Source organism: Paenibacillus sp. FSL R7-0313 (assembly GCF_037969885.1).
In the GTDB taxonomy this organism is placed as follows: Bacteria; Bacillota; Bacilli; order Paenibacillales; family Paenibacillaceae; genus Paenibacillus.
The window spans coordinates 3,327,220-3,352,012 of the sequence record NZ_CP150219.1; the positions used below are offsets into that span (position 1 = coordinate 3,327,220).

The window sequence follows — 24,793 nt, forward strand, 5'->3', positions numbered from 1 at the left end:
TTTGATGCGATGATGCCACAAGGCATCCTTCGTAATCAAAAGCGGGCTTTTTGAACAACCTCTTTAAAAGGATATAGCTAGTTTTACTTCCAGTATGCCTTCACTTGTTGAAACATCGGTTGCTTTGACAAACGACAGGATTTTCTGTGGATAGAACCCAAGGTCAAATTCTCTTTCCAGCATTCGGCGAGTAGTGTCTGGTAATTCAAGCTGGTTGAATACAAGTTTGTCCACATGAAAACGAATGGAGTTTTGAGGTTCATTTTCTACCGTATAATGTCCTTCAATGCTTAATTGCAATTGATCCCGCTGACCGGAAGCTATAATCTTATCCTGATTAAACTGAAAGGCAAAATCTTCAAAGATTGAATTTTGGGAACGCAGAAATGCATTAAGCTCATCCTGCCCAATTCGAATCGTATACGTTGTTCCAGTCGTGGATATACCTCCGTTTTGTTTTTGGATAAAATCGGGCAGGTTCTGCATGGCAGATGCCAATGCTTTGAAATATCGTTTCACCTCATAGATGCCGATATTCTCCCAATAAAGGGTTAATTCATCCATCAGTTTCTGAATCGCTGCCGCATCTCCGCTGGTGGCTATTTGGGCATCCACTTCTTTTTGCAAGGTGACTACACGTTCCCGCTGGTTTTGAAGATTAGTCTTCATTTCGGTTAATTCTGTTGTAGTCTGACGAATCTGAGTGGAAGTCTGTTGCAGGGTGTGATAACGGTCCTGATACTTGTCCAGCACAGCCTGATCCCGTCCGATAATAATCTGGTAATAATCATACAGTACAAACAAGTCTTTGAACGACCTGGCTCCCAGGACCGTCATGAGGAGGCTGTCGCGTTCTCCTGTGTAGTAGGACCTCACTACAGCTCCGGCCCGATCTTGCTGAATATGTATCTGCTCTTCCTGTTCCTGAAGCTGGACGGATAATGTCTCGTATTGTTGAGCCAGCTGCTTCTGCCTTTCGGCGATGCGTTCGATTTCGTGATCGATTTCAACGATGGATAGACTTTTTTGCAATATCTCACGTGTATCCTCAGGTGAAGACTCTCCATAGGCATGGGCTAAAGGTAGCTGGAGGAATAAAATGATGCATAATATAAAGGCGGCAATGCCGTATTGACGATTCACCGATCCATTCTCCTTTCCACTTCTTAAATGACAATCGTACAGGCTTGTTGTCTTCCAGACAATATATGAAACAAATCCGTGAAATATCCTTAGTGGTTACATAACACCATGAACATTCATTTAATCTGAACACAACAAAAAAGCAACCCGACAGTTATCGGATCACTTTGATGCTGCAGGTGGATTAGAGCGGCAACCCCATTTCGAATACAGTCCAGTAGCTGAACCCCGTGAATGTTACGATCATATAACCCCAGAAGAGCAATATGTACGTTCGCTCGGTAAATTTCAAGTATCCCAAAATGACAAAAAACGCAGTCTGCAGGAAAAAAAGCAAAGCCATTTCGACCAGATCTCCCGCAAAAGCCATCAGGCCAATTGCAAGCGTGAAGAACCCGAGTACCCGAAACATGCGTGCCACGGTAAATCCTCCTCTCCTAAGTACGTTCATAGATTGTCTACACAACATTATACCGGGAAAGGAAAAACGTGTAAACAAATTTGGATATGAAAGCGAATTCTTTTTTTGCTCAAAGTAAGTATAGAGGGATATGTTTTACGTATGTCACGTATGAGCAAGCCTGAATGTGGAAATACATTTTAGTATGAAATCAATTCTATGAACTCTATGAGAGGCATAAGAATGAATGAAGCAGCTTTTATACCTAATTCACATACCGGGCTTCCGGTAATGCGGACGGTTATTTTAGGATGTTGTTAGGAGGGTATTATAGCATGACTGCAGTGAGACAGGATGCTTGGAGTACAGAGGACGATTTGATATTGGCTGAGGTTACTTTGCGTCATATTCGGGAAGGCAGTACACAATTGGCCGCTTTTGAAGAGGTGGGCGAAAAAATAGGCAGAACATCTGCCGCATGCGGTTTTCGCTGGAACAGTTGTGTACGTAAAAAGTATGATTCTGCCATCAGTAACGCCAAGGCACAACGACAAAAACGAAGTTATCTCAGAAAGCAGCCAGCTATGCTCGGACCGCAGGTTGCAGCATTGTCTACACTGGACACTGAAGAACATCTGTACAAATCAGATGGGATCTCAGACGATTCATTATCGATGGATGCAGTAATCCGCTTCCTGCGGCAATGGAAGGGAACAGTGCAGGAGAGTAATCGTCAACTCAAGATGCTGGAGAAGGAGCTTCGCGAGAAAGAAGATGAATTGCTTGAACTACGTCTTGAGAATGACCGTCTCTCCAAGGAAGTGAATGAAGTACAGACGGATTACCGTGTGGTGAATGACGACTACAAAGCTTTGATTCAGATTATGGATCGGGCTCGCAGACTCGCATTTTTGTCCGAAGAAGAAGAGGAACTTAAGACACGTTTCAAGATGGATGCCAACGGGAATCTGGAACGAATTGAATAACAAGTTCAGACGTTTGATTTGTGAAAGTCAGGTATGAACCCGCCACACCTCCGTTACACAACGGCAGGTATGACGGGTTTTTAGTTTGGTGTTTTTGTTCTATTATAGATAATAGAAGAGCAACTACTGAAGCGGAGAGGAGTGCATCATATGATCATTGACATCGTAGGAGCGGGGGCACTGGGTCTTTTATATGGCGGGAAACTGCTGGCGTCAGGTAACCAGGTCAGATTTTGGACGAGAACAACAGCTCAGGCTGACCTCCTCAGCCATAATGGAGTAACCATTGTGGAACAAGACGAGGAGATACATATTCTACCGGATCAAATACAGGCGAAACCAGTAAGTGAGCTGACTGACACATGGAAAAACAAACCAGGAGAATGGTTACTGCTCATGGTTAAGCAGACAAGCATTGATGATTTCATTCATGAGATCAGTCCGTTACAAGATCATGTGCTGAATATCGCTTGTTTTCAGAATGGGATGGGCCATCTGGCAAAACTTCAAGCAGCTTTGCCAAAGTCGCTTCTGTGTAGTGCGGTTACAACAGAAGGTGCGAAGCGCACACAAAGTCAGGTAACTCGTGCAGGTACAGGTGAAACCAGGCTGGGGAGGTACAACATACATATAGTAGCTTCTGCCTCTATAGAGGAGAAGAGAACATTTACTCTGTCGGGATCGTTGCAGCAGGCAGGATTTGACTGTACAGTGTCGAATGAAATCGATAAGCTGATATACAGGAAAATATTGATTAATTCAGTCATTAACCCGCTTACGGCACTATGGCGAATCCCTAATGGAGAATTGATCGTCAAGGAAGAACGAAAGAGGCTAATGCGCCAGTTATATGATGAAGTATTGTTAATCTACTCTGCAAGTGGAATATGTTTGGATCAGGATATGTGGGATCAACTGATATCGGTCTGTCGTTCTACTGCCACGAATACTTCCTCCATGCTTGCAGATGTTCTCGCTGGACGTGGTACAGAAGTGAGGTCAATTAACGGTCATATTGTAAAGATGGCACAGAAGTTGGACCTTGTTGCACCTACACATGAAATACTGCTTCATCTGATTGAAGGAATGCAACCGGAAGGAGTGAATTAATGGGACTTTTTATTGTGTTGAGCATATTGCCCTTTTTTCCGTTCTTTCTTGTTTATTGGGGCATGTACGTATGGAAAAAAGACAAACGGAACGCCATGCGGATGGCAATGGATGTTACCACTTTTTTTCTTGTTTTTTCAGTATCGGCGTTATTCAACTTAACATTTGATTCGAATTTTGGTTTTTATCTGACACTATTACTCATACTACTAGCACTTGGATTCATCGGAGGTGCGCAAAATCGACTAAAGGGGAAGGTCGATGGGGGGAGAATGTTCCGGGCCGTATGGCGCATGGCCTTCATCATTATGAGTTTCGGGTATGTTTTGTTTACTTTATTTGGATTATTTAGATACTTCATGAAACAGATGTGAGGTTACATAACGCAAAAGAGGCAAAAAATGTGTCGATTTTGTCGAAAACTGAAAAAAACATTACTTTCTGAAAAAGTAATGTAGATTTTTTTGACCGGTGGTTGTATAATCTATAAACATATAAACCATATCAATTTAGGGGGAACGTGTTAGATGAAAAGGAAAAGTCTATTAGTCCTTTTGACGCTGATTTTGGCGTTCGGTACCGTACTTGCAGCGTGCGGATCGAAAAACGAAGGCACAGGTAACACCGATACTGGTTCTGCAAGCGAAGGAAATGGTCTTGCAAAAGATCAAATTCTGAAAATCAACCTGTCAGCTGAACCTCCTACGTTGGACCCGGCTCAAGCAAAAGACAGCCAAACCAACACAGTTCTGAAATTCTTGTATGAAGGTCTTGTACGCATCGATGCTGATGGCAAAGAAGCTCCAGGTGTTGCAAAAGACTGGGTTATATCTCCAGATGGGTTGAAATACACTTTCAATCTGAACCCGGATGCTAAATGGAGCAACGGTGATGCAATCACTGCTGAAGACTTTGTACGTTCTTGGGAACGTGCTTTGAAACCGGAAACAGCTTCTCCTTATGCTTACCAACTTTATTACATTAAAGGTGCAGAAGGATTTAACCGCAGTGTTGACGAAACATATAAAGGTACTAAAATCACTGATTTCTCTCAAGTAGGTGTTAAAGCTACTGATGAGCACACGCTTGAAGTAACGTTGGAAAACCCAACACCTTACTTCTTGGGTCTGACAGCATTCTACACGTACTACCCAGTACATGCATCTGCTGACACAAATGACAAATTCTTCACAGACTACAAAAACATGATCGTTAACGGACCATTTGTAATGGATCAATACGCTAAAGGTCAAAAAATTGTTGTGAAGAAAAACGATGCTTACCATGCAGCTGCCGATATTAAATTGGCTGAAATCGATATGTCTCTGACAAACAGCAGTGCTTCCGAACTGCAAGCTTACAAATCAGGACAATTGGACTATACTGGTGCACCTAACGGTGAAATTCCATCCGACCAAATTCCTTCTGTAAAAGCGGAATTGTCGGACGAGTTCAAAGCTACTGGTATTGCAAGTACGTACTACTACCAGTTCAACGTAAACGAAGCACCATTTAACAACGTTAAAATCCGTAAAGCATTTGCAATGGCAATTCAGCGTCAGCTGATTGTTGACAAAGTTACACAAGGTGGACAAATTCCAGCATTCGGCTTTGTACCTCCAGGTATCCGTGGTGAAAACGGCGAATTCCGTGATGAGCACAAAGACGATTACTTCACAGAAAATGTGGAAGAAGCTAAAGCATTGCTTGCCGAAGGTATGAAAGAAGAAGGTTACACTACATTGCCAGCTGTTACTTTGATCTACAATACTAGTGATGGTCACGCGAAAATCGCTTTGGCGGTTGCTGACATGTGGAAACAAAATCTTGGTGTTGATGTGAAAACAGAAAACCAAGAGTGGGGCGTATTCCTTGATAACCGTCAAAACCAAAACTTCCAAGTAGCTCGTGCAGGTTGGTCTGCTGACTACAACGATCCATACAACTTCTTGGAAATGTGGACTACTGGAAACACAAACAATGATTCCAAATTCAGCAACGAACAGTATGACAAAGATGTTAAAGAAACTGTAAAATCTGCTGATCCAGCTACGCGTATGGCTGCATTTGCTGACGCTGAGAAAATCCTGATTCAAGATGAAATGGGCGTTATGCCAATCTATTATTACACTAACGTATCTTTGACTAAGCCTTACCTGAAAGGCGTACAACTTGATTTCAGTGGAGCTATTGACTTCACGCGTGCATATCTGGAAGAGAAATAAGTTGTTCTGAAGTCTAATATGAATACTTCGGGATATATATGTGGAATTCCATATATATCCCGATTTTTTGTATGTGCACCGATTTTCCTTATAATTCTTGAAATTTCCGATAAATGGATTGGACTTTATTTCTGTCTAATTCTACAATCGATTTGTATACAAAATATTGTTTGTGGAGGTGTGCAAGGGTTGGTTAAGTATGTGTTGAAAAAACTACTATTTATGCTGCTATCGCTTTTCATACTCGCATCGATGACTTTCTTCCTGATGAAGGCCATTCCTGGTGACCCTTTTACATCTGAGAAAAAAGTATCACCTGAAATCCGTGCACTCTTGGAAATCAAGTACGGACTGGACAAGCCGATGTATGAACAATACCTGAAGTATATGGGAGGAATCGTTCAAGGAGATTTTGGTGTTTCAATGAAATATTTGAACCAAAGCGTCTCTGAGATGATTGTGAAGACTTTTACAGCATCCTTGAAAATAGGTATATTCGCGATTATTATTTCAGTTATTGTAGGTGTGTTGCTCGGGCTTCTCGCAGCAGTGTATCACCGCAAACTGATTGACGATGTAACCATGATTCTTGCTGTCATAGGTATTGCTGTTCCGAGCTTTTTGCTTGCCTCTCTGATACAGTTTGTTTTTGCGTCGAAACTGGGATGGTTCAACGTTATGGGCTTCGACGGACCACTTGACTATGTGCTCCCAGTTGCAGCGTTATCTGCATCTCCGATTGCTTTTATCGCTCGTTTGACGCGTTCGAGCATGCTTGAAGTCTTACATGCAGATTATATCAAAACAGCTAAAGCCAAAGGTCTGAAATGGCCTGCAATTATGTTTAAACACGTTGTAAGAAACGGTATTCTACCAGTAGTAACTTATGTTGGTCCAATGACAGCGAATATCATCACAGGTTCCGTTGTAATTGAACAGATCTTTAACATCGGGGGAATTGGTAAAGTATTCGTAGAGAGTATCACAAACCGTGATTACACTATGATCATGGGGATTACGATTTTCTATGGTATCCTCCTGATGTTGGCTCGTTTCTTTACGGATATCGCTTACGTGCTGATTGATCCTAGAATTAAGCTGGAAAGCCGGAAGGGGGCATAACGTTGTCTGGCACGAATAATAAAAAGAATGAAACGGCGAACACGAACCTGACTAGTCAGGCAGCGGTTAAACCGCAAGAAAGTGTATCCCTTTTTAAAGATGCCATGTACAGACTTGCAACCAATAAGGCTGCAATGATCAGTCTGAGCGTGTTGGTTCTTGTCGTGATTTTCTCTTTGATTGGTCCAACTTCTTTGTTTACTAGTTATAATTATTATTCCAATGATTTGTTGAATGCCAATGCAGCACCGAGTGCGGAGCACTGGTTCGGTACGGACGAGCTTGGTCGCGACGTGTGGGTAAGAACTTGGGTAGGGGCACGTGTATCCCTTACTGTAGGTTTGGCCGCAGCCTTGATTGACCTTGTTATCGGGGTTATTTATGGAGCGATCATGGGTTTCTACGGTGGACGTGTAGATGGAATTATGAACAAGTTTTCCGAAATCCTCTACTCCTTGCCGTACATGCTTGTTGTAATTTTGTTGCTGGTTGTACTGGAACCAAGTCTGACAACGATTATCATTGCCCTCACCATCACAGGCTGGATCAGCATGTCATGGATTGTACGTGGTGAAATTATGCAACTCAAAAACAGAGACTTTATTCTTGCTGCAAGGTCCATGGGAGCAAGCACAGGGCGTCAATTGTTCCGTCATTTGCTACCCAATGCAATAGGACCGATTCTTGTAACATTGACGTTGTCCATTCCAAGTGCAATCTTTGCCGAAGCGTTCCTGAGCTTCCTTGGATTGGGTGTGTCAGCACCAAGATCTTCACTTGGTTCTATGATCAATGATGCACTTACAGGCTGGACGCTATTCCCGTGGCGGATGTGGTTCCCAGCAGGTCTGATGGTTCTTACAATGCTTGCATTTAACTTGCTCGGAGACGGTCTGCGTGACGCACTCGATCCGAAATTACGTAAATAGAAACAGGAGGTGGGATTATGGAGCCGATTTTAACTGTCAAAGACCTGAGTGTGTCGTTCTCAACACGTTCTGGTGAATTTGATGCCGTTAAACATGTGAGTTTTGAACTTGGCAAAGGAGAGACGCTGGGGATCGTAGGTGAATCGGGTAGTGGTAAGAGTGTTACCGCCCAAACCATCATGAAATTGATTCCCTCCCCGCCTTCGAAGGTCAAAAGCGGAGAAATTACTTTTCACGGGCAAGACCTGCTGAATAAGACAGACAAACAAATGGAAGCGATTCGTGGTAAAGATATCGGTATGATCTTCCAAGACCCAATGACTTCATTGAATCCTACCATTAAAATTGGTAAACAAATTACCGAAGTATTGCGCAAGCATCAGAACATGTCCAAACAAGCGGCGAATAAAGCGGCTTTGGAGATGCTGGAACTTGTAGGTATTAAAAATGCGGCTATTCGCATGAATCATTATCCTCACCAATTCTCTGGTGGTATGCGTCAGCGTGCCATGATTGCGATCGCGCTTGCATGTCGTCCATCCCTTCTGATTGCGGATGAGCCGACAACTGCACTTGACGTTACAATTCAGGCTCAAATTCTGGATGTCATGAAAGACATGCAGCAAAAACTGGGAACATCGATCATGCTGATTACGCATGACCTTGGTGTCGTAGCGGGTATGTGTGACCGTGTTGTTGTTATGAAGGAAGGCGAAGTTGTTGAAACAGGAACAACTGCTGAAATCTTTAGTAACCCTCAACATCCATACACGATTAAATTGTTGAATGCCTTGCCTCGTCTGGACGAGCCCAAAAAGGAAAAACCAGCTCCGGCTGGTATTATCAAAGGCAGCAATAAGCCTCTGGTACAAGTGAAAAACTTGAAACAGTACTTTAATTTGGGTAAAGGTAACATTCTCAAAGCGGTCAATGACGTAAGCTTTGATATCTTTGAAGGTGAAACACTTGGCGTTGTAGGCGAGTCTGGCTGTGGTAAATCCACAACAGGTCGTACCATTCTGCGTCTTTATGAGCCAACTGGCGGAAATGTTAACTTCAACGGAACGGATATCTACAAGTTGTCCCCGCGTAAAATGAAAGAAATGCGTAAAGATATGCAGATGATCTTCCAAGATCCATATGCATCTCTTAACCCGCGTTTCAATGTTATGGATATTATCGGGGAGTCCCTCGATATTCATGGTCTGGCTTCCAGCTCTAAAGAGCGTAAGAGACGAGTGGAGGAACTGCTTGATCTGGTAGGTTTGAATCCAAGTCATGCTCTTCGTTATCCACATGAATTCTCCGGTGGTCAAAGACAACGGATCGGGATTGCGCGTGCACTCGCTGTAGACCCTAAATTCATCATCTGTGATGAGCCATTGTCTGCACTGGATGTATCCATTCAGGCACAGGTCGTTAAATTGCTTGAAGAACTTCAGCAACGTCTCGGCTTGACTTACCTGTTTATCGCGCATGACTTGTCGATGGTTAAACATATCAGTGACCGTGTCGCTGTAATGTACATGGGTAAAGTGGTTGAGCTCGCAGAAAGTGAAGAACTATATGCGAACCCTATCCACCCTTATACCAAAACATTGCTCTCAGCAATCCCTGTACCTGATCCGGAAGTGGAAGCGAACAAACGTCGCATCTTGCTGCCGGAAGAGCATATGAGCCCGATTCAGAATGGATCTGGTGGTCCTGCAAATGACCCGTACAACCTGGAAAATGCTCAATTGATTGAGGTTTCCAAAGGTCACTGGGTTGCAGAACCTTACGTATAATAGGAATATTAATGCGATATGCTATTATTGATGTATTAAATGCCGCCGACTCGTTCGGCGGTTTTTTTCGTATTTTAATCACTTTCTTTTGACGAAGCGGCCTTGAATTCGGTACAATCAAGAAAGGCTCTTTGAAGCAGAATAGGAGGCAGACCTCATGAACGGTATTACCGAGGCACTCCGCAGCGGATCAAGACTTGCAGAAGATTATATCTGTTCAAGAGATGCTGCGCGTGGCCTTTACGAGTATGACATTCGCTGGGAATCAGGACTTCAGGCGCGTGCCGAGTGGCTGGACCAATCGGAAAACACACGTATTGATCGTCGTGATCTGGCAGAGTATTTACGTATATATAATAAGCGGGTGAACGACCATGGAGAGGTTCATGCGTCCATCACACGTCTTGCAGAACAAGATGCACTAGTGGTTACAGGAGGACAGCAGAGCGGTCTGCTCACCGGACCACTGTTCGTCATATACAAAGCCGCCAGCGTAGTGGCAGCTGCGCGGGAAGCGGAAGAAAGACTTCAACGCCCGGTAGTCCCAGTGTTTTGGATTGCTGGTGAAGACCATGACTGGGATGAGGTTAACCACACATATCTACCTGATCATCAGGGAGACATGAAGAAGGTCAAGTTACAAGGACGATTCGCAGGAAGGGATTCTGTGAGTAATGTTCATGTGGATACGCAGCAGTGGATGAATGTACTCGAACAGGTGGAACATCTTTTACCTGATACGATACATAAACCAGGACTGATGAAATGTATCACAGAGATCCATCAATCCAGTTCAAATCTGAGTGATGCATTTGCCCGCATGATATCTGCCTTGTTTGCCAGTAGTGGACTTGTTCTAATGGATGCATCGGATCCAGATTTACGCAGGTTGGAACAGCCCGTGTTTGAGCGGTTGATACGAAAAAATGAAGTGCTGCGCAGCGCATACACACAAGGTGCTTCGCTGGTACAACAAGCTGGTTATGCTATGCCTGCCGAAGTAGCGGAGGATGGAGCCAATCTGTTCTACATTCATGAAGGTACGCGTCTGCTCTTGTTGTTGAAGGACGGTTTATATAGTGATCGCAAAGGTTTGGTTTCTTTCACAGAGGAACGTTTGCTTCAGGAACTGGGAGAACATCCGGAGCGCTTCAGTAACAACGTATTGACACGACCATTAATGCAAGATTCCGTGTTGCCTGTAGCCGCTGTTATTTTGGGGCATGGTGAAATTGCATATTGGGGTTTGACTCGGGAAGCATTCCGTCAGTTCGGACTGCAAATGCCCATTTTGTTGCCGCGGTTGTCTTTCACCATTATGGAAGATATTCATCACAAACATATGAAACAATATGGACTTTCTTATCAGGATGTTCAATATCATATGGAAGAAAAGAAGGAACAGTGGCTCGCACAACAGGAGACGTTCCAGGTAGATGAACAGTTTGACAAGGTTCAGGAAGCGTTTCTTGATCTGTATGGACCATTGCTAGATGAGATCGCGGAGATTCATCCGGGGCTGGAACGAATTGGCGATACCAATTTGGGTAAAATCAACGAGCAAATGCAATATCTGAAACAGCAGACTCACAAAGCCATCGAAGACAAACATAATGTGAGTCTAAGGCACTGGAACGGCATTCAGAACTCCTTATTCCCAACGGGCAAACCACAGGAACGAGTACATAATGCACTCTTTTACCTGAATCGTTATGGCGCCGAGTGGATCGACGAACTGATTAAGGCCTCAAGTGAATTCCTTGGAGAGCATAAGGTTATTGCACTATAGAGCCCTTTATAATAGAAGAAACACATAAACGAGGAGGATATGAAATGACTACACCTGCATTGCAAAACAGTATTGTTAAAGATATGGGACTCGCTTCAGAGGGTCACCTGAAAATTGACTGGGTAGAAGCGCATATGCCGGTACTGAACCGTATTCGTCGCCAATTCGAACAGGATCTGCCCTTCAAAGGTTTGAAGGTTGCCATTTGTCTTCATCTGGAAGCGAAAACAGCTTATTTGGCAAAAGTGATCCAAGCGGGTGGTGCAGAAGTAACAATTACGCACAGTAACCCATTGTCTACACAAGATGATGTTTGCGCAGCATTGGTGGAAGACGGCGTTACGGTGTATGCGAAGTACAATCCGGAGCCTGCGGAATTCAAATCACTGCAACTGCGTGCGCTTGAGGTGAAGCCTGATCTCATTATTGATGATGGTGGAGACTTTGCAACCATTATTGCATCCGAGCGCCCTGACCTCGCAGCAACCATTCGCGGAGGAGCAGAAGAAACGACAACGGGTATTATCCGTTTGAAAGCATTGGCGAAAGAAGGCCAATTGAAGTTTCCAATGGTTGCGGTTAATGACGCATACTGCAAGTATCTGTTTGACAATCGCTACGGTACTGGACAATCTGCATTCGACGGAATTATTCGTACAACTAACTTGGTTATCGCTGGTAAAAACGTAGTGGTAGCAGGTTATGGCTGGTGTGGTAAAGGTGTAGCGATGCGCGCCAAAGGTCTTGGTGCGAATGTGATTGTAACCGAGATCGATCCAATCAAAGCGGTAGAAGCACACATGGACGGGTTCCGGGTCATGACGATGGTGGAAGCCGCCAAATTGGGCGATTTCTTTATTGCAGTTACAGGCAATAAGGATGTTATCACAGGTGAGCATTACGATGTGATGAAGGACGGAGCGATCCTGAGTAATGCAGGTCACTTTGATGTTGAAGTGAATAAACCTGAACTGGCTAAACGTTCCGAATCGATTCGCACAGTTCGTCGCAACATTGAGGAATATCGTTTCAAAGACGGTCGTAAAATGTACCTTCTTGCAGAAGGTCGTCTTGTGAACCTGGGTGCAGCAGATGGTCACCCTGCCGAAATCATGGATACAACGTTTGCTCTGCAGGCGCTTGGTCTGCGTTATGTAAGTGAGAATTATGAAAACTTGGGTAAAAACGTTGTTAATGTACCTTATGATATTGACCAGCAGGTTGCCAGCTATAAACTTGAAAGCCTGAATATTGGCATCGACTCCTTGTCAGCTGAGCAAGAGAAATACCTGGATAGCTGGAAATTTTAAGTTTTATCCAATAATTACAAGCTGATGAAATGATTCAATAGGTATAGAATGGTTTATTGATGATATGGCTCATGTGCGGGTAGACATACGATTGCCCGTTTACGGGAAGCGTCTTTGATCCTGAGTGACAGGATCAAGGACGTTTTTTTATGCTGAAAAATTAAAAAATCAAGTAATGCAAGAAGGGTTTTGATTTTTTTGTGCGAATCTATTATGCTTAGGTGGTGGAAAGTGGGGCAAAGTGGGAGAAACGGGTGAGGAGTGAGTGGGCCAATGTTTATGGGGGAGTTCCAACATAGCATTGATGATAAGGGTCGGGTTATCATTCCGGCTAAATTCCGCGAATCTCTGGGACCGTCTTTCGTTGTCACACGGGGTTTGGACCAGTGTCTTTTCGTGTACCCCATGGAGGAGTGGGGGGTCATGGAACAGAAGCTCAAAGCACTGCCATTGATGAAATCTGATGCACGTGCGTTTACCCGGTTTTTTTTCTCGGGTGCAACCGAATGTGAACTGGACAAACAGGGCAGGGTAAATCTGCCGGGCAATTTAAGAGAGTATGCCAAGCTGGACAAGGATTGTGTTGTTCTTGGCGTGTCGAACCGGGTGGAGATTTGGAGCAAAGGCATATGGGAGAGTTATTTCAATCAATCCGAAGAAGCATTCAACGACATTGCCGAAAAGCTGGTCGATTTTAATTTTGATTTATAAAGTCAGGAGGGGTGCAGGTTGTTTCACCACATAACCGTACTCAAAGAAGAGGCAACAGAGGGATTAAACATCAAGCAGGACGGTATATACGTGGACTGCACTTTAGGCGGTGGCGGACATAGCTCCGTGATTGCTTCCAAGCTCGGTCCAGGGGGACGTCTGATCGCACTTGATCAGGATGATTGGGCTTTGGATAATGCTCGCGAGAAGCTCGCTGCTTATGGAGAACGTGTAACATTGGTGAAAACCAATTTTCGAGATCTGGAACAGGTACTCAAGGATCTGGATGTACCAATGAAGGATGGTGCACCACAGGTCGACGGTATTTTGTACGACTTGGGTGTGTCGTCCCCGCAATTTGATGAAGGAGAACGTGGTTTCAGCTACAATCACGATGCTCCGCTCGATATGCGAATGGACCAGGATGCAATGCTGACGGCCAAAGAGATTGTGAATGAGTGGCCAGAAGAAGAGATTGCTCGAATTTTGTATCGCTATGGTGAAGAGAAGTTTTCGAGAAGAATTGCCCGTGTTATCGTCGGAAAACGAGCGCAGTCTACCATTGAGACGACAGGTGAACTCGTGGAACTGATCAAGGAAGGCATCCCGGCGGCAGCTCGCCGTACTGGTGGACATCCTGCCAAACGCAGCTTCCAGGCATTACGCATTGCCGTCAATGATGAGTTGGGTGCGTTCGAAGAAGGCTTGCATCAGGCTGTTCGTTGTCTGGCACCAGGAGGACGTGTATCTGTTATTACCTTCCACTCCCTTGAGGATCGGATATGTAAACAGATTTTCAGCAGTTATCTGGAAAAATGTACATGTCCACCCGATTTTCCGTTGTGTGTATGCGGCGGCAAGGGGAGCTTGCGTTTAGTTAACAGAAAACCGTTGATTCCAACGGAAACGGAATTGACCGAAAATTCACGTGCTCGTTCAGCCAAGCTGCGCGTAGCCGAGAAATTGTAGATCAAGAGTGGAGGAGAGAATCGGAGTATGGCATATACACGTGGTAATCTCGCTGTAAAAGAAAAAGCGTCCCAGGAACGTGTGACCCAGCAACGATACAAAGAAACCACCAAAGTGGTGACCCGTCGTACGGGTCTTCCGGCACGCGAGAAGATTTTGTATCTGATTACCCTGCTTGCAGTTATCCTTGTTGGAGGAGCCTTGATGTCTCGTTATGCTCATATCTATGATCTGAACAAGCAGGCGCAGTCCACTATTTCGGATATCAAGGGGTATGAAAAGACAATTGCAGACCTGCAGGTGGAGAAAGAAACATTGAACAACCAGGTCATCGAAAATGCCAAACAACTTGGTTACGTTGAAGCTTCCGGTAAGGATGTCATTTATGTACCTCGTTCAACAAGTACGAAATCAACTGGTACTGAGTCGTCCTCCAATACAGCAAGCAGTAAGTAAAGAGGTGTTCCGATGATAAAAAGAATAAAGATGCGCACGTTGCTTATAGGGGGATGTATTACCCTCTTTTTTCTTGTACTCGTAACCCGAATCTTTTTCATTCAAGTTGTGAATGGCGGTGTATGGCAGGAACGGGCGGCCGGATTGGTAGAGCGGGAACAGACGATTAAGGCTGCACGTGGAACGATTACGGATAGAAACGGTAATATTTTGGCTACCGATTCCCCTGCGTATACGGTCTCCGTTAATCCATTATTAATTAATGAACTCGGAATTCAGGATGTTGTTACGGAGAAGCTCTCTGCCCTTCTTGGGAAAAATGAGAGTGAGATGCGTGCTTTGGTCACAGCCAAAAATGCAAAGGGCAAGTTTTTTCAGCAACGTGAAGTACGCAGTGAAGGATATAAAATAAGTCCTGAACTTGCCGCACAAGTCAACGAGTTACGTGAAGAACTGCAAGAGGAATATAAGGCGCGTAATGCAATTGTGATGGCTCAGGAGTCGAAGCGTTTTTACCCTGAAGAAACACTTGCTTCTCACCTCTTGGGATATATGAGCCGTGATGGGAAAGCTGTCAATGGACTTGAAGTCTCGTATGATGAAGCACTGACAGGTACAGACGGATATTTGAATTATCAGAAGGATGCCAAAGGCATTAAACTTCCGGATTCACAGGATAACTATCTGCCACCTCAGAACGGTAAGAACCTTACGCTGACCATCGATGATACGATCCAGTTCTACATTGAGGATGCAATGAAAGAAGCCGTTGCCAAGTATAATCCACTGAGCATGACGGTCATTGCCGCGGACCCAAACACGATGGAGATTCTAGGGATGGCGAACTGGCCAACCTTTAACCCGAATACGTATGGAAGTACACCTGATCAAAAGAATTTTATCAACCATGCTACGCAATCAATCTATGAGCCGGGTAGTACATTCAAAATAGTTACACTAGCAGGGGCTGTTGAAGAAAAACTCTTTGATCCCAATGCAAGTTTTGAATCCAAACGCATGTATATCGGTGGTTTCCCGATTAGTGATAATGGTCATTCCTATGGTTGGATCTCGTATCTCGAAGGTGTCAAACGGTCAAGTAACATTGCTTTTGTTAACTTGGGTTACAACATGCTTGGCGGCGAACGTCTGCGTCATTACATAGACGAATTCGGCTTCGGCAAAAAGACGGGTATTGATCTGCCAAATGAGGCAGCGTCCCCGATCAAGCCACTGGTTTACAAATCCGAGATTGCTACGGCAGCCTATGGGCATGGTCTTGTACAGGTAACACCAATTCAACAGGTCGCAGCCATCTCTGCGATTGCCAACGGCGGCAAATTGCTGGAGCCACATCTGGTGAAGGAAATCAAGAACCCGAATGATGGAACAACGGAAGTCATCAAACCCAAAGTTGTTCGTCAGGTGATTTCCAAGGAATCTTCCAAACTGGTGAGCGGTTATCTGGAACAAGTGGTTGCAGACCAAACGATTGGTACCGGTCGTAACGCCTATATTGAAGGTTACCGTGTAGCTGGTAAAACAGGTACGGCAAGAAAGGTTGTTAACGGAGCATACAGCAAGTCAAAAGACGTTGTATCGTTTATTGGATTTGCGCCCGTGAATAATCCGAAGATTGCTATACTTGTTGTCATTGACCAACCGGATGGAACCAACATTGGGGGAGGAACCGCAGCTGCGCCGGTGTTCAAAAAGATTGTCAGCCAGACTCTTCAATACATGGGAATACCCAAAGATACAGCCAAAACTCCTGACAAAAAGTCAAAAGAAGTCTCTGTCGTGCAAGCCAAGGCGCCTGACTTGAGTGGCAAGACAGCCAAACAGGCCAGAAGCCAGCTTCTAAGCGCAGGTATTGCTTATGTGACTCTTGGTCAAGGTGATAATGTAATTCGGCAGTATCCGGTTGCTGGCGCCTCTATGAATCCAGGCCAACGAATCTATCTGCTAACGGAAGAAAGCAGCAAGATGAAGATTCCCGATCTAACAGGAGAATCTCTCCGTGATGCCCTAGAAGTACTTTCTCTCATGAAAGTGGGGGTTACGGTCAAGGGCGAGGGTTATGTCGTGAAGCAAACCGAGCAGGTCGCAGGTGAGCAGAGAACTGTACAGTTAAACTTGCAAACTGCCAAAGCTGCAGTGACAGGTATAGCCGATGAGGCTCCAATCTCTTCTGATCCGTCGTCAGAAGCTGAAGTGAAGGAACAAGAGGCTTCGGGCGGAGAAGGTAAAACCGACGAAACAGACAAAACAGATAACAACAAGGCTCCTGCCAATGAATCCGAATCCTCTGACGATCCAGCAACAAACGGAGCTTCGCTTCCTTAGGGAGCTCTGACAGCTTGTTCTAACCCCCGGTTGTCCTGAATATTCATGAATGGAACGAATGTCATGATTTTGGGACGAGTGGGGGGATCTTTTCGTGAAGGGATCAAGCGTAAATCTGCGGCGCAGGTTGCTATGGAGTTTAATGATTTTAGTTTTGTTATTTTCGGCCCTGATGATCAGGCTTGCTTATGTACAGCTCGGGGAAGGCCCTGAATTGTCAGCAAAAGCAGAAGAATCCTGGCGGCGTAATATTCCTTACTCAGCCAAGCGGGGGGAGATCCTGGATCGAAATGGAACCTCTCTGGCCTATAATGTGACAACACCGACCATTATGGCCATTCCGGCTCAGGTTAAAGAAGCTGAAATCACAGCTAAAGCGCTGGCCCCATTGCTTGGGATGACGGAAGAAAAAGTGCTTGCAACCATCAAGAAACGAGAACTCATTGTAAGACTACAACCCGGCGGCCGCAAAATTACGATGGAGAAAGCTCAGCGCATCCGTGATTTGAAGCTTCCGGGTATCGTTGTTGCTGAGGACAATAAACGTTTTTATCCTTATGACGATTTGGCTGCCCATATTCTTGGTTTTACGGGCATTGATAATCAGGGCTTAACGGGTGTCGAGAAGAAATATGATGATAAGCTGAATGGTTTGAATGGCAGTGTGTCCTACTTGTCCGATGCGGCCGGAAGGCTAATGCCGGGCTCATCCGAGAAGTATGTGGAACCGAAGGACGGCCTTAACCTCAAGCTGACCATTGATAAATCCATTCAGTCCATCATGGAGAGAGAACTGGACCAGGCCATGGTGAAATTCCAGGCGAACTCAGCATTGGCCATAGCGATGAATCCCAAAACGGGTGAAATCTTGGGGATGTCCAGCAGGCCGGGATACGAACCTGCCGATTATCAGCAATATCCCGCGGAGATATACAATCGGAATTTGCCGATCTGGATGACCTACGAGCCGGGCTCCACATTTAAGATCATTACTTTGGCAGCAGCGCTTGAAGAGAAAAAGGTTAATCTGCAACAGGATCAATTTTTTGACCCTGGATATGTTGAGGTGGGTGGAGCCCGTCTACGCTGCTGGAAAAAGGGCGGCCATGGAAGTCAGACCTTCTTACAAGTTGTGGAGAACTCATGTAACCCGGGCTTTGTGGCTTTGGGGCAGAGGCTGGGCAAAGAATCGCTCTTCTCCTATATTAAAGACTTTGGCTTCGGTACCAAGACAGGGATCGACCTCAGTGGAGAAGCCAGTGGAATTCTGTTCAAACTGTCCAGAGTGGGACCTGTGGAGCTTGCAACGACTGCTTTTGGTCAAGGTGTATCCGTAACGCCCATTCAGCAAGTAGCAGCTGTGTCAGCGGCCATCAATGGGGGTAAACTTTACAAGCCTTATGTTACGAAAGCGTGGGTCCATCCGGTCACGGGAGAAGTCATGGAAGAAGCCAAGCCGGAGCTGGTTCGTCAGGTGATCTCGGAGAATACATCCAAACAAGTACGTGAAGCACTCGAGAGTGTTGTAGCAAAAGGTACCGGGCGTCCGGCATTCATTGATGGATACCGGGTCGGTGGCAAAACAGGTACAGCCCAGAAGGTTATCAACGGACGTTATTCCTCAACCGAGCATATCGTATCCTTTATCGGATTTGCACCGGCAGATGATCCACAGATTGTGGTCTATACCGCAGTTGATAATCCCAAAGGAATTCAGTTCGGAGGCGTGGTTGCCGCCCCGATTGTGCAGAACATCCTTGAAGATGCTTTGCATTATATGAATGTACCTGTTCGTAAGGATCAGGTCGCCAAAGAATACAAGTATGGTGAAACCAAAATCGTGACAGTCCCAGACCTGACAGGAGCTACTGTTGAAGATCTGTACGAAGACCTGAACATGAATTTTATGCTGGCGAAGTCTGGCAGTGGTAAATACGTGATTAATCAGGCACCCAAACCTGGGGCGAGGGTAGATCAGGGATCAACCATCCGCATTTATATGGGGAATGTACTGAACGATGCACATGATCACACAAAGGATGAATAACGGGGCTTAGGGGTAGTTTGGGGCTTCTAGCGCAACAAAATTCATCCAAGTGCGTTTCATTATTGGGTTGTATTGACGATATTAATAAATACAGACATATGTTAAAACAGAAGTATAATTGGAAAAGTGAGGTTATTCATGTGCTTTTAAAACAATTTGCATCGATGCTGACCACCGCCCGCCTCGTGGGCGAATCAAATACAGAATGCCAAAACCTTCAGACAGATTCCCGGCAGGTAAAACCGGGTGATCTGTTTATCTGTCTTCCGGGACATACGGTAGATGGTCATGATTATGCAGAAAAAGCTGTAAATGCTGGTGCAGTTGCATTGGTGGTTGAACGGCAGCTGGATCTTCCTGTGCCACAATTGCTGGTGAAGGATAGCCGATTTGCGATGGCTGTTCTGGCAGATTTCTTTTTTGACTCGCCAAGCCAGAAGATGAATATGATTGGTGTAACGGGAACGAACGGAAAAACAACGACCACCTATTTGATTGAAAAAATCATGAGTGATTACGGACGCAAGACGGGATTGATCGGTACTATTCAAATGCGGTATGACGGTCGCACCTACCCGATGTCTGGAACAACTCCAGAGGCGCTTGATCTGCAGCGTAGTCTGCATGATATGGTTCAGAAGGGTACGGACTGTTGTGTTATGGAAGTTTCTTCTCACGCATTGGAACAAGGGCGAGTAAAGGGAACAAATTTCCGTACTGCGGTATTCACTAACTTGACGCAAGATCATCTGGACTACCACCATTCCATGGAGGAATATCGCGGGGCCAAAGGATTGTTCTTTGCACGACTGGGTAACGGTTATACGGAAGATGTCTCACAGCGTAAATTCGCTGTTATCAATGCAGATGATCCGGCTGCAGCTTATTTCATCTCTGTGACTGCGGCTGAAGTGATTACATATGGCATGGGTGAAAAGGCGGATGTACGCGCATCCCAAATCTCAATCACATCTCAGGGAACTTCTTTCCACGTGGATACATTTGCAGGCAGCACCGATATTCGCTTGCGCATGGTAGGCAAATTCAATGTATACAATGCAATGGCAGCAATCTCTGCAGCGCTGGTGGAAGGTATTCCGCTAGAAGAGATCAAGCGCAGTCTGGAGACGGTTCCGGGCGTGGATGGACGTGTTGAAGGAGTGGACGAAGGACAGCCATTTGCTGTTATTGTCGATTATGCCCATACACCGGATGGACTGGAGAATGTGCTGCGGACGGTGAAGGAATTTGCCGAAGGACGTGTAATTTGCGTATTTGGCTGTGGTGGTGACAGGGACCGTACCAAACGCCCTCTCATGGGGAAAATTGCTGCGAATTATAGTGATTTTGTACTGGTTACTTCCGATAATCCACGGACAGAAGATCCGGATCTGATTCTCAAAGACATTGAACAGGGCCTGATTGAAGAATCCGTTCCTGCCGAACGTTATACGATGATTGTGGATCGACGCCAGGCGATTCATGAAGCTATTGAAATGGCAAGCCCAGCCGATGTAGTATTGATTGCGGGCAAGGGTCACGAGACCTATCAGATTATCGGCACAACCAAAACCGATTTTGATGACCGAATCATAGCCAAAGAAGCGATAAGGGGCAAATCCAATTGATAAAAAGAACATTGGCACAATTGGCCGAGATGTGTGGAGGAACATTAAGTGACGTTGCCGCTCATGGCAATGTAATGGTCGAAGGGGTGTTTACCGATTCGCGTAAACCTCTGGAAGGCAGTTTGTTTATCCCGCTAGTGGGTGAAAGGTTTGACGGACATGAATTTGTGCAAGCCTGTCTAGAGAAGGGCGCTGCAGGCGCGATCTGGCAAAAGGATCATGGTATTCCGCCGCAAGGAGCTGTCATTGTTGTTGACGACACACTTATCGCACTGCAAGCACTCGCATCTGCTTATCTAGCGGAGAATAAAGCGGCTGTTGTTGGCATTACAGGCAGCAACGGCAAGACAACAACAAAGGACATCGTTGATGCCATTCTCTCGACGACGTTCAAAGTGCATAAGACGCAAGGCAATTTTAATAATCACATTGGATTACCACTGACTGTATTAAGTATGGACCCGGATACGGAGATTATCATTTTGGAGATGGGTATGAGTGGTCGCGGGGAAATTAACGATTTGTCGGTTATTGCGCAACCTGATGTAGCGATCATTACCAATATTGGTGAATCTCATCTGCTTCAGCTGGGGTCCAGACTGGAGATTGCCAGAGCCAAAGCCGAGATTGCCGCGGGATTGAAGCCTGGCGGGTTACTGATCTACAACGGAGACGAGCCTTTAATTGCACAAGTCCTTGAAGAGCCCGCAACGAAACAACCCGATGGATTGCAGCGGTTTACATTTGGTCTGCAAACCGATAATGATGACTATCCTACCGGACTTATGAATGCACAGAACGGCGTAGTTTTCACCACCAAACAGTCTGGAGAACATGCATTTACGCTACCTCTGCTGGGAACGCATAATGTCGTTAACTGTCTGGCTGCTTTGGCTGTAGCCCGTCATTTCAAAGTGACGACAGAGCAGATTGCCGCGGGATTATCTCACTTGAAACTGACAGGCATGCGTATTGAGGTTACTCAAGGCGTTAGTGGTCTAACCCTGCTGAATGATGCATACAATGCAAGTCCAACCTCCATGAAGGCCGCAATTGATGTACTAGAGGGCCTGAAAGGATACCGTATGAAAGTGGCTGTGCTTGGTGATATGCTTGAACTTGGTCCTGAGGAGCAGGATCTGCATCTTGGGATTGGTGAGTATATTACATCTGCCAAAATGGACATGGTGCTCGTATTTGGCCCGCTATCAGCACATATTGCTGAAGGAGCAAGAAAGCATATGCCGGCAGAGGCTGTGCATGCTTTTATAGATAAAGAAGAAATGACCCGTTATCTACTGGAGAAACTACATCCCAGAGACGTTGTCTTGTTCAAAGCCTCAAGAGGCATGAAGCTGGAGGACGTGGTCGAAGCACTACAAATAGCACCATTACAGAATCGAGTAGACTAGAGGGGTGAACCCATGGATTTTCAGGTATTACTGTTAACAATCGGTGTTTCATTTATTTTGGCGGTGATTGCCGCACCGCTCCTGATTCCGCTGTTACGTCGAATGAAATTCGGACAGCAAGTTAGGGAAGATGGGCCTCAGAGCCATTTGAAAAAAAGCGGGACACCTACAATGGGTGGAGTCGTCATTTTAGTTGCGTTCACATTGGCCTTTTTGAAATTTTCGGCAGTCAAGAATACAGACTTTTATGTCTTGCTCGTGGCTACGCTGGGCTTTGGGCTGATTGGCTTCCTGGATGATTACATCAAAATTGTGTTCAAACGTTCGCTGGGACTGACGGCCAGACAAAAAATGCTGGGCCAATTGTTGTTCAGTGCAGTGATGTGTTTCTTGCTGATCCAGAATGGACACAGCACAGCCATCTCTATTCCGGGAACGTCATTCTCGTTTGACTGGACCGGATGGTTCTATTATCCGTTTGTTGTATTCATGATGCTTGCCATTACCAATGCGGTTAACTTTACGGACGGTCTGGATGGTTTGCTATCAGGGGTAAGTGCGATTGCCTTTGGCGCGTTTGCCATTGTGGCGATGCAAGCTACGTCGATGCCAGCAGCAGTGTGTGCAGCAGCGATGATCGGTGCCGTACTCGGTTTTCTGGTATATAACGCACATCCGGCCAAAGTATTTATGGGAGATACCGGTTCTCTGGGTATTGGCGGTGCGATTGGTGCAGTAGCGATTGTCACCAAGACAGAGCTTCTATTTGTCATCATTGGCGGTATTTTTGTTATCGAGATCCTGTCTGTTATTATTCAAGTGGTATCATTCAAGACTCGTGGCAAGCGTGTATTCAAAATGAGCCCCATTCATCATCACTTTGAATTAAGTGGTTGGTCAGAATGGCGGGTTGTTATTACCTTTTGGGCGGTAGGCGCAATTTTGGCCGCTCTTGGACTTTATCTCAACAAGGGGTTGTAGATCATGAACCATCCTGAATCATATCGCGGACAACAAGTAGTCGTGCTCGGATTGGCCAAAAGCGGTGTACAGGTCGCCAAAGTGCTGGATCGCGCCGGAGCGAAGGTTACAGTAAATGATAAAAAAGAGAGAGATCAATGTCCCGAAGCTTCCGAATTGGAGGCTTTGGGAATTTCTGTTGTATGCGGAGGACATCCGGATGATCTGATTCACAGTGATGTGAAGCTTGTTGTCAAAAACCCGGGTATCCCATACCATGCAGCTCCTGTGCAGCAAGCTCTGGCATTGGGTATTGAAGTGGTGACCGAAGTAGAGGTTGCTTATCATCTATGTGCTGCACCCATGATCGGGATTACGGGCTCCAACGGTAAAACAACAACCACCACTTGGGTGGGTAAAATGTTGGAACATGCCGGCCTCAAACCGATCGTTGCCGGTAATATCGGAACACCTCTCTGTGAAGCGGCAGAGCAAGCTTCTCCAGATAACTGGATGGTTGTTGAGCTTAGCAGTTTCCAGCTCAAAGGAACGGTTGATTTCCGTCCCCGGATTGCCAGCTTGCTTAACGTTGCTGAGACGCATCTGGACTATCACGGGAACATGGATGATTATGTGGCTTCCAAAGCAAAACTGTTCGCCAATCAGCAGCCTGACGACGTAGCCATTCTAAATTGGGATGATGCGGTATGTCGTGGTCTGGTTCCATACATCAAAGGCAGATTGATCCCCTTCTCAGTGACAGAGAAATTGGATATAGGTGTGTATGCAGATCCTCCTTATGTGGATGGAGAAGAGGATGATGTGAAGCGTCAGGTAATCTACGCGGATGAAAACGGAAATCACCATATCATTATCGACGTTGAGGATATTGGCCTTCCTGGGCGATTTAATGTGGAAAATGCACTGGCTGCTGTGGGCATTGCCTTAGCGGCAGGAGCTGATCCTGCGGTGCTGGCTGCACCGCTCGCAGACTTCAAGGGAGTTGAACACCGACTTGAATATGTCCTGGAGCATAACGGCTCTGCATACTACAACAACTCCAAAGCAACCAATTCGAAAGCTACGGTTATGGCCCTGAATTCGTTCAAGGAACCGGTCGTATTAATTGCTGGAGGGTTGGATCGCGGGTCAGACATGATGGAGCTGTTACCCTTGTTCCAGGAACGGGTAAAAGCTGTCGTTGCAATTGGAGAGACACGGACAAAAATTGCCAAGGTCGCGGAACTTGCCGGATTAAAGCAAATTAAGGTCGTCGATAATGAGGAGGACGCTGCCCGGACGTTAACCGTTGCTGTGCAGGAAGCATCGAAACTTGCCAGTGCCGGTGATGTCGTTTTGTTATCCCCGGCATGTGCAAGTTGGGACATGTTTGCTTCCTATGAAGAGCGGGGACGCATTTTTAAAGAGGCGGCGCATAACTTGTAAGTAGGGGGGTGGAAAAG

Annotated in this window: 20 protein-coding genes; 18 read left to right on the top strand and 2 right to left on the bottom strand. The window is 45.6% G+C overall.

What is annotated here, in order from left to right; genetic code table 11:
- Nucleotides 1-63: 63 nt before the first annotated feature.
- Complete coding sequence (locus NSQ38_RS14550; RefSeq protein WP_338587974.1) at nucleotides 64-1,143, bottom strand: hypothetical protein; 1,080 nt, start codon at nucleotides 1,141-1,143, stop codon at nucleotides 64-66.
- 184 nt (nucleotides 1,144-1,327) lie between these two features.
- Nucleotides 1,328-1,564 carry a DUF2626 domain-containing protein gene (locus NSQ38_RS14555; protein WP_017687281.1) on the bottom strand — a complete coding sequence of 79 codons (237 nt, stop codon included), beginning with the start codon at nucleotides 1,562-1,564 and terminating at the stop codon, nucleotides 1,328-1,330.
- 314 nt (nucleotides 1,565-1,878) lie between these two features.
- Here NSQ38_RS14555 and NSQ38_RS14560 point away from each other — a divergent pair, with 314 nt between their 5' ends.
- The 18 genes from NSQ38_RS14560 to murD all read left to right on the top strand — a co-directional run bounded on the left by NSQ38_RS14560 (nucleotide 1,879) and on the right by murD (nucleotide 24,776).
- The gene (locus NSQ38_RS14560) at nucleotides 1,879-2,529 is read left to right on the top strand and encodes an RsfA family transcriptional regulator (RefSeq protein WP_076211575.1); all 651 of its coding nucleotides are present in this window, start codon (nucleotides 1,879-1,881) and stop codon (nucleotides 2,527-2,529) included.
- 150 nt (nucleotides 2,530-2,679) lie between these two features.
- Nucleotides 2,680-3,639 carry a 2-dehydropantoate 2-reductase gene (locus NSQ38_RS14565; RefSeq protein WP_339790206.1) on the top strand — a complete coding sequence of 320 codons (960 nt, stop codon included), beginning with the start codon at nucleotides 2,680-2,682 and terminating at the stop codon, nucleotides 3,637-3,639.
- Nucleotides 3,639-4,013 carry a DUF3397 domain-containing protein gene (locus tag NSQ38_RS14570; RefSeq protein WP_047843759.1) on the top strand — a complete coding sequence of 125 codons (375 nt, stop codon included), beginning with the start codon at nucleotides 3,639-3,641 and terminating at the stop codon, nucleotides 4,011-4,013. Before NSQ38_RS14565 ends, NSQ38_RS14570 begins: the two co-directional genes overlap by 1 nt.
- A 153-nt stretch (nucleotides 4,014-4,166) precedes the next feature.
- Entirely contained in the window at nucleotides 4,167-5,864 is a 1,698-nt protein-coding gene (locus NSQ38_RS14575) for a peptide ABC transporter substrate-binding protein (RefSeq protein ID WP_339790209.1), read from the top strand.
- A gap of 189 nt (nucleotides 5,865-6,053) precedes the next feature.
- A complete protein-coding gene (locus NSQ38_RS14580) occupies nucleotides 6,054-6,986 on the top strand; it encodes an ABC transporter permease (protein WP_339790211.1) in 933 nt (310 codons plus the stop codon).
- A 2-nt stretch (nucleotides 6,987-6,988) separates the two neighbouring features.
- On the top strand, nucleotides 6,989-7,915 hold the full coding sequence (locus tag NSQ38_RS14585) for an ABC transporter permease (RefSeq protein WP_237174379.1): 927 nt from the start codon (nucleotides 6,989-6,991) through the stop codon (nucleotides 7,913-7,915).
- 17 nt (nucleotides 7,916-7,932) lie between these two features.
- Complete coding sequence (locus NSQ38_RS14590; protein ID WP_091028470.1) at nucleotides 7,933-9,702, top strand: ABC transporter ATP-binding protein; 1,770 nt, start codon at nucleotides 7,933-7,935, stop codon at nucleotides 9,700-9,702.
- A gap of 157 nt (nucleotides 9,703-9,859) precedes the next feature.
- Entirely contained in the window at nucleotides 9,860-11,491 is a 1,632-nt protein-coding gene (gene bshC, locus NSQ38_RS14595; RefSeq protein ID WP_339790214.1) for a bacillithiol biosynthesis cysteine-adding enzyme BshC, read from the top strand.
- Between the two features lie 44 nt (nucleotides 11,492-11,535).
- Complete coding sequence (locus NSQ38_RS14600) at nucleotides 11,536-12,801, top strand: adenosylhomocysteinase (protein WP_047843755.1); 1,266 nt, start codon at nucleotides 11,536-11,538, stop codon at nucleotides 12,799-12,801.
- 273 nt (nucleotides 12,802-13,074) lie between these two features.
- Complete coding sequence (mraZ, locus tag NSQ38_RS14605; RefSeq protein WP_017687291.1) at nucleotides 13,075-13,512, top strand: division/cell wall cluster transcriptional repressor MraZ; 438 nt, start codon at nucleotides 13,075-13,077, stop codon at nucleotides 13,510-13,512.
- A gap of 18 nt (nucleotides 13,513-13,530) precedes the next feature.
- Nucleotides 13,531-14,481 (top strand): 16S rRNA (cytosine(1402)-N(4))-methyltransferase RsmH, encoded by a 951-nt coding sequence (gene rsmH, locus NSQ38_RS14610; protein ID WP_338587969.1) that lies wholly within the window; start codon nucleotides 13,531-13,533, stop codon nucleotides 14,479-14,481.
- 27 nt (nucleotides 14,482-14,508) lie between these two features.
- Nucleotides 14,509-14,937, top strand: a complete 429-nt coding sequence (locus NSQ38_RS14615) for a hypothetical protein (RefSeq protein WP_339790217.1) — start codon at nucleotides 14,509-14,511, stop codon at nucleotides 14,935-14,937.
- A 12-nt stretch (nucleotides 14,938-14,949) separates the two neighbouring features.
- Entirely contained in the window at nucleotides 14,950-17,283 is a 2,334-nt protein-coding gene (locus NSQ38_RS14620; RefSeq protein WP_339790220.1) for a penicillin-binding transpeptidase domain-containing protein, read from the top strand.
- Nucleotides 17,284-17,377: 94 nt separating this feature from the next.
- A complete protein-coding gene (locus tag NSQ38_RS14625; protein ID WP_339790223.1) occupies nucleotides 17,378-19,330 on the top strand; it encodes a stage V sporulation protein D in 1,953 nt (650 codons plus the stop codon).
- A 140-nt stretch (nucleotides 19,331-19,470) separates the two neighbouring features.
- Nucleotides 19,471-20,958: a UDP-N-acetylmuramoyl-L-alanyl-D-glutamate--2,6-diaminopimelate ligase gene (locus NSQ38_RS14630; RefSeq protein WP_017687296.1), complete on the top strand. Its 1,488-nt coding sequence runs from the start codon at nucleotides 19,471-19,473 to the stop codon at nucleotides 20,956-20,958.
- The gene (gene murF / locus NSQ38_RS14635) at nucleotides 20,958-22,370 is read left to right on the top strand and encodes a UDP-N-acetylmuramoyl-tripeptide--D-alanyl-D-alanine ligase (protein ID WP_339790540.1); all 1,413 of its coding nucleotides are present in this window, start codon (nucleotides 20,958-20,960) and stop codon (nucleotides 22,368-22,370) included. The genes NSQ38_RS14630 and murF overlap by 1 nt, the downstream gene beginning before the upstream one ends.
- A gap of 12 nt (nucleotides 22,371-22,382) precedes the next feature.
- The gene (gene mraY, locus NSQ38_RS14640; protein ID WP_338587963.1) at nucleotides 22,383-23,351 is read left to right on the top strand and encodes a phospho-N-acetylmuramoyl-pentapeptide-transferase; all 969 of its coding nucleotides are present in this window, start codon (nucleotides 22,383-22,385) and stop codon (nucleotides 23,349-23,351) included.
- A 3-nt stretch (nucleotides 23,352-23,354) separates the two neighbouring features.
- A complete protein-coding gene (gene murD / locus NSQ38_RS14645; RefSeq protein WP_339790226.1) occupies nucleotides 23,355-24,776 on the top strand; it encodes a UDP-N-acetylmuramoyl-L-alanine--D-glutamate ligase in 1,422 nt (473 codons plus the stop codon).
- Nucleotides 24,777-24,793 lie beyond the last annotated feature (17 nt).

Bases quoted from the DNA above. Each gene is read 5' to 3' on its own strand.
- NSQ38_RS14560 (WP_076211575.1), top strand. From the start codon at position 1,879: ATGACTGCAGTGAGACAGGATGCTTGGAGTACAGAGGACGATTTGATA.
- NSQ38_RS14565 (WP_339790206.1), top strand. From the start codon at position 2,680: ATGATCATTGACATCGTAGGAGCGGGGGCACTGGGTCTTTTATATGGC.
- NSQ38_RS14570 (WP_047843759.1), top strand. From the start codon at position 3,639: ATGGGACTTTTTATTGTGTTGAGCATATTGCCCTTTTTTCCGTTCTTT.
- NSQ38_RS14575 (WP_339790209.1), top strand. From the start codon at position 4,167: ATGAAAAGGAAAAGTCTATTAGTCCTTTTGACGCTGATTTTGGCGTTC.
- NSQ38_RS14590 (WP_091028470.1), top strand. From the start codon at position 7,933: ATGGAGCCGATTTTAACTGTCAAAGACCTGAGTGTGTCGTTCTCAACA.
- bshC (WP_339790214.1), top strand. From the start codon at position 9,860: ATGAACGGTATTACCGAGGCACTCCGCAGCGGATCAAGACTTGCAGAA.
- NSQ38_RS14600 (WP_047843755.1), top strand. From the start codon at position 11,536: ATGACTACACCTGCATTGCAAAACAGTATTGTTAAAGATATGGGACTC.
- mraZ (WP_017687291.1), top strand. From the start codon at position 13,075: ATGTTTATGGGGGAGTTCCAACATAGCATTGATGATAAGGGTCGGGTT.
- NSQ38_RS14615 (WP_339790217.1), top strand. From the start codon at position 14,509: ATGGCATATACACGTGGTAATCTCGCTGTAAAAGAAAAAGCGTCCCAG.
- NSQ38_RS14620 (WP_339790220.1), top strand. From the start codon at position 14,950: ATGATAAAAAGAATAAAGATGCGCACGTTGCTTATAGGGGGATGTATT.
- mraY (WP_338587963.1), top strand. From the start codon at position 22,383: ATGGATTTTCAGGTATTACTGTTAACAATCGGTGTTTCATTTATTTTG.
- murD (WP_339790226.1), top strand. From the start codon at position 23,355: ATGAACCATCCTGAATCATATCGCGGACAACAAGTAGTCGTGCTCGGA.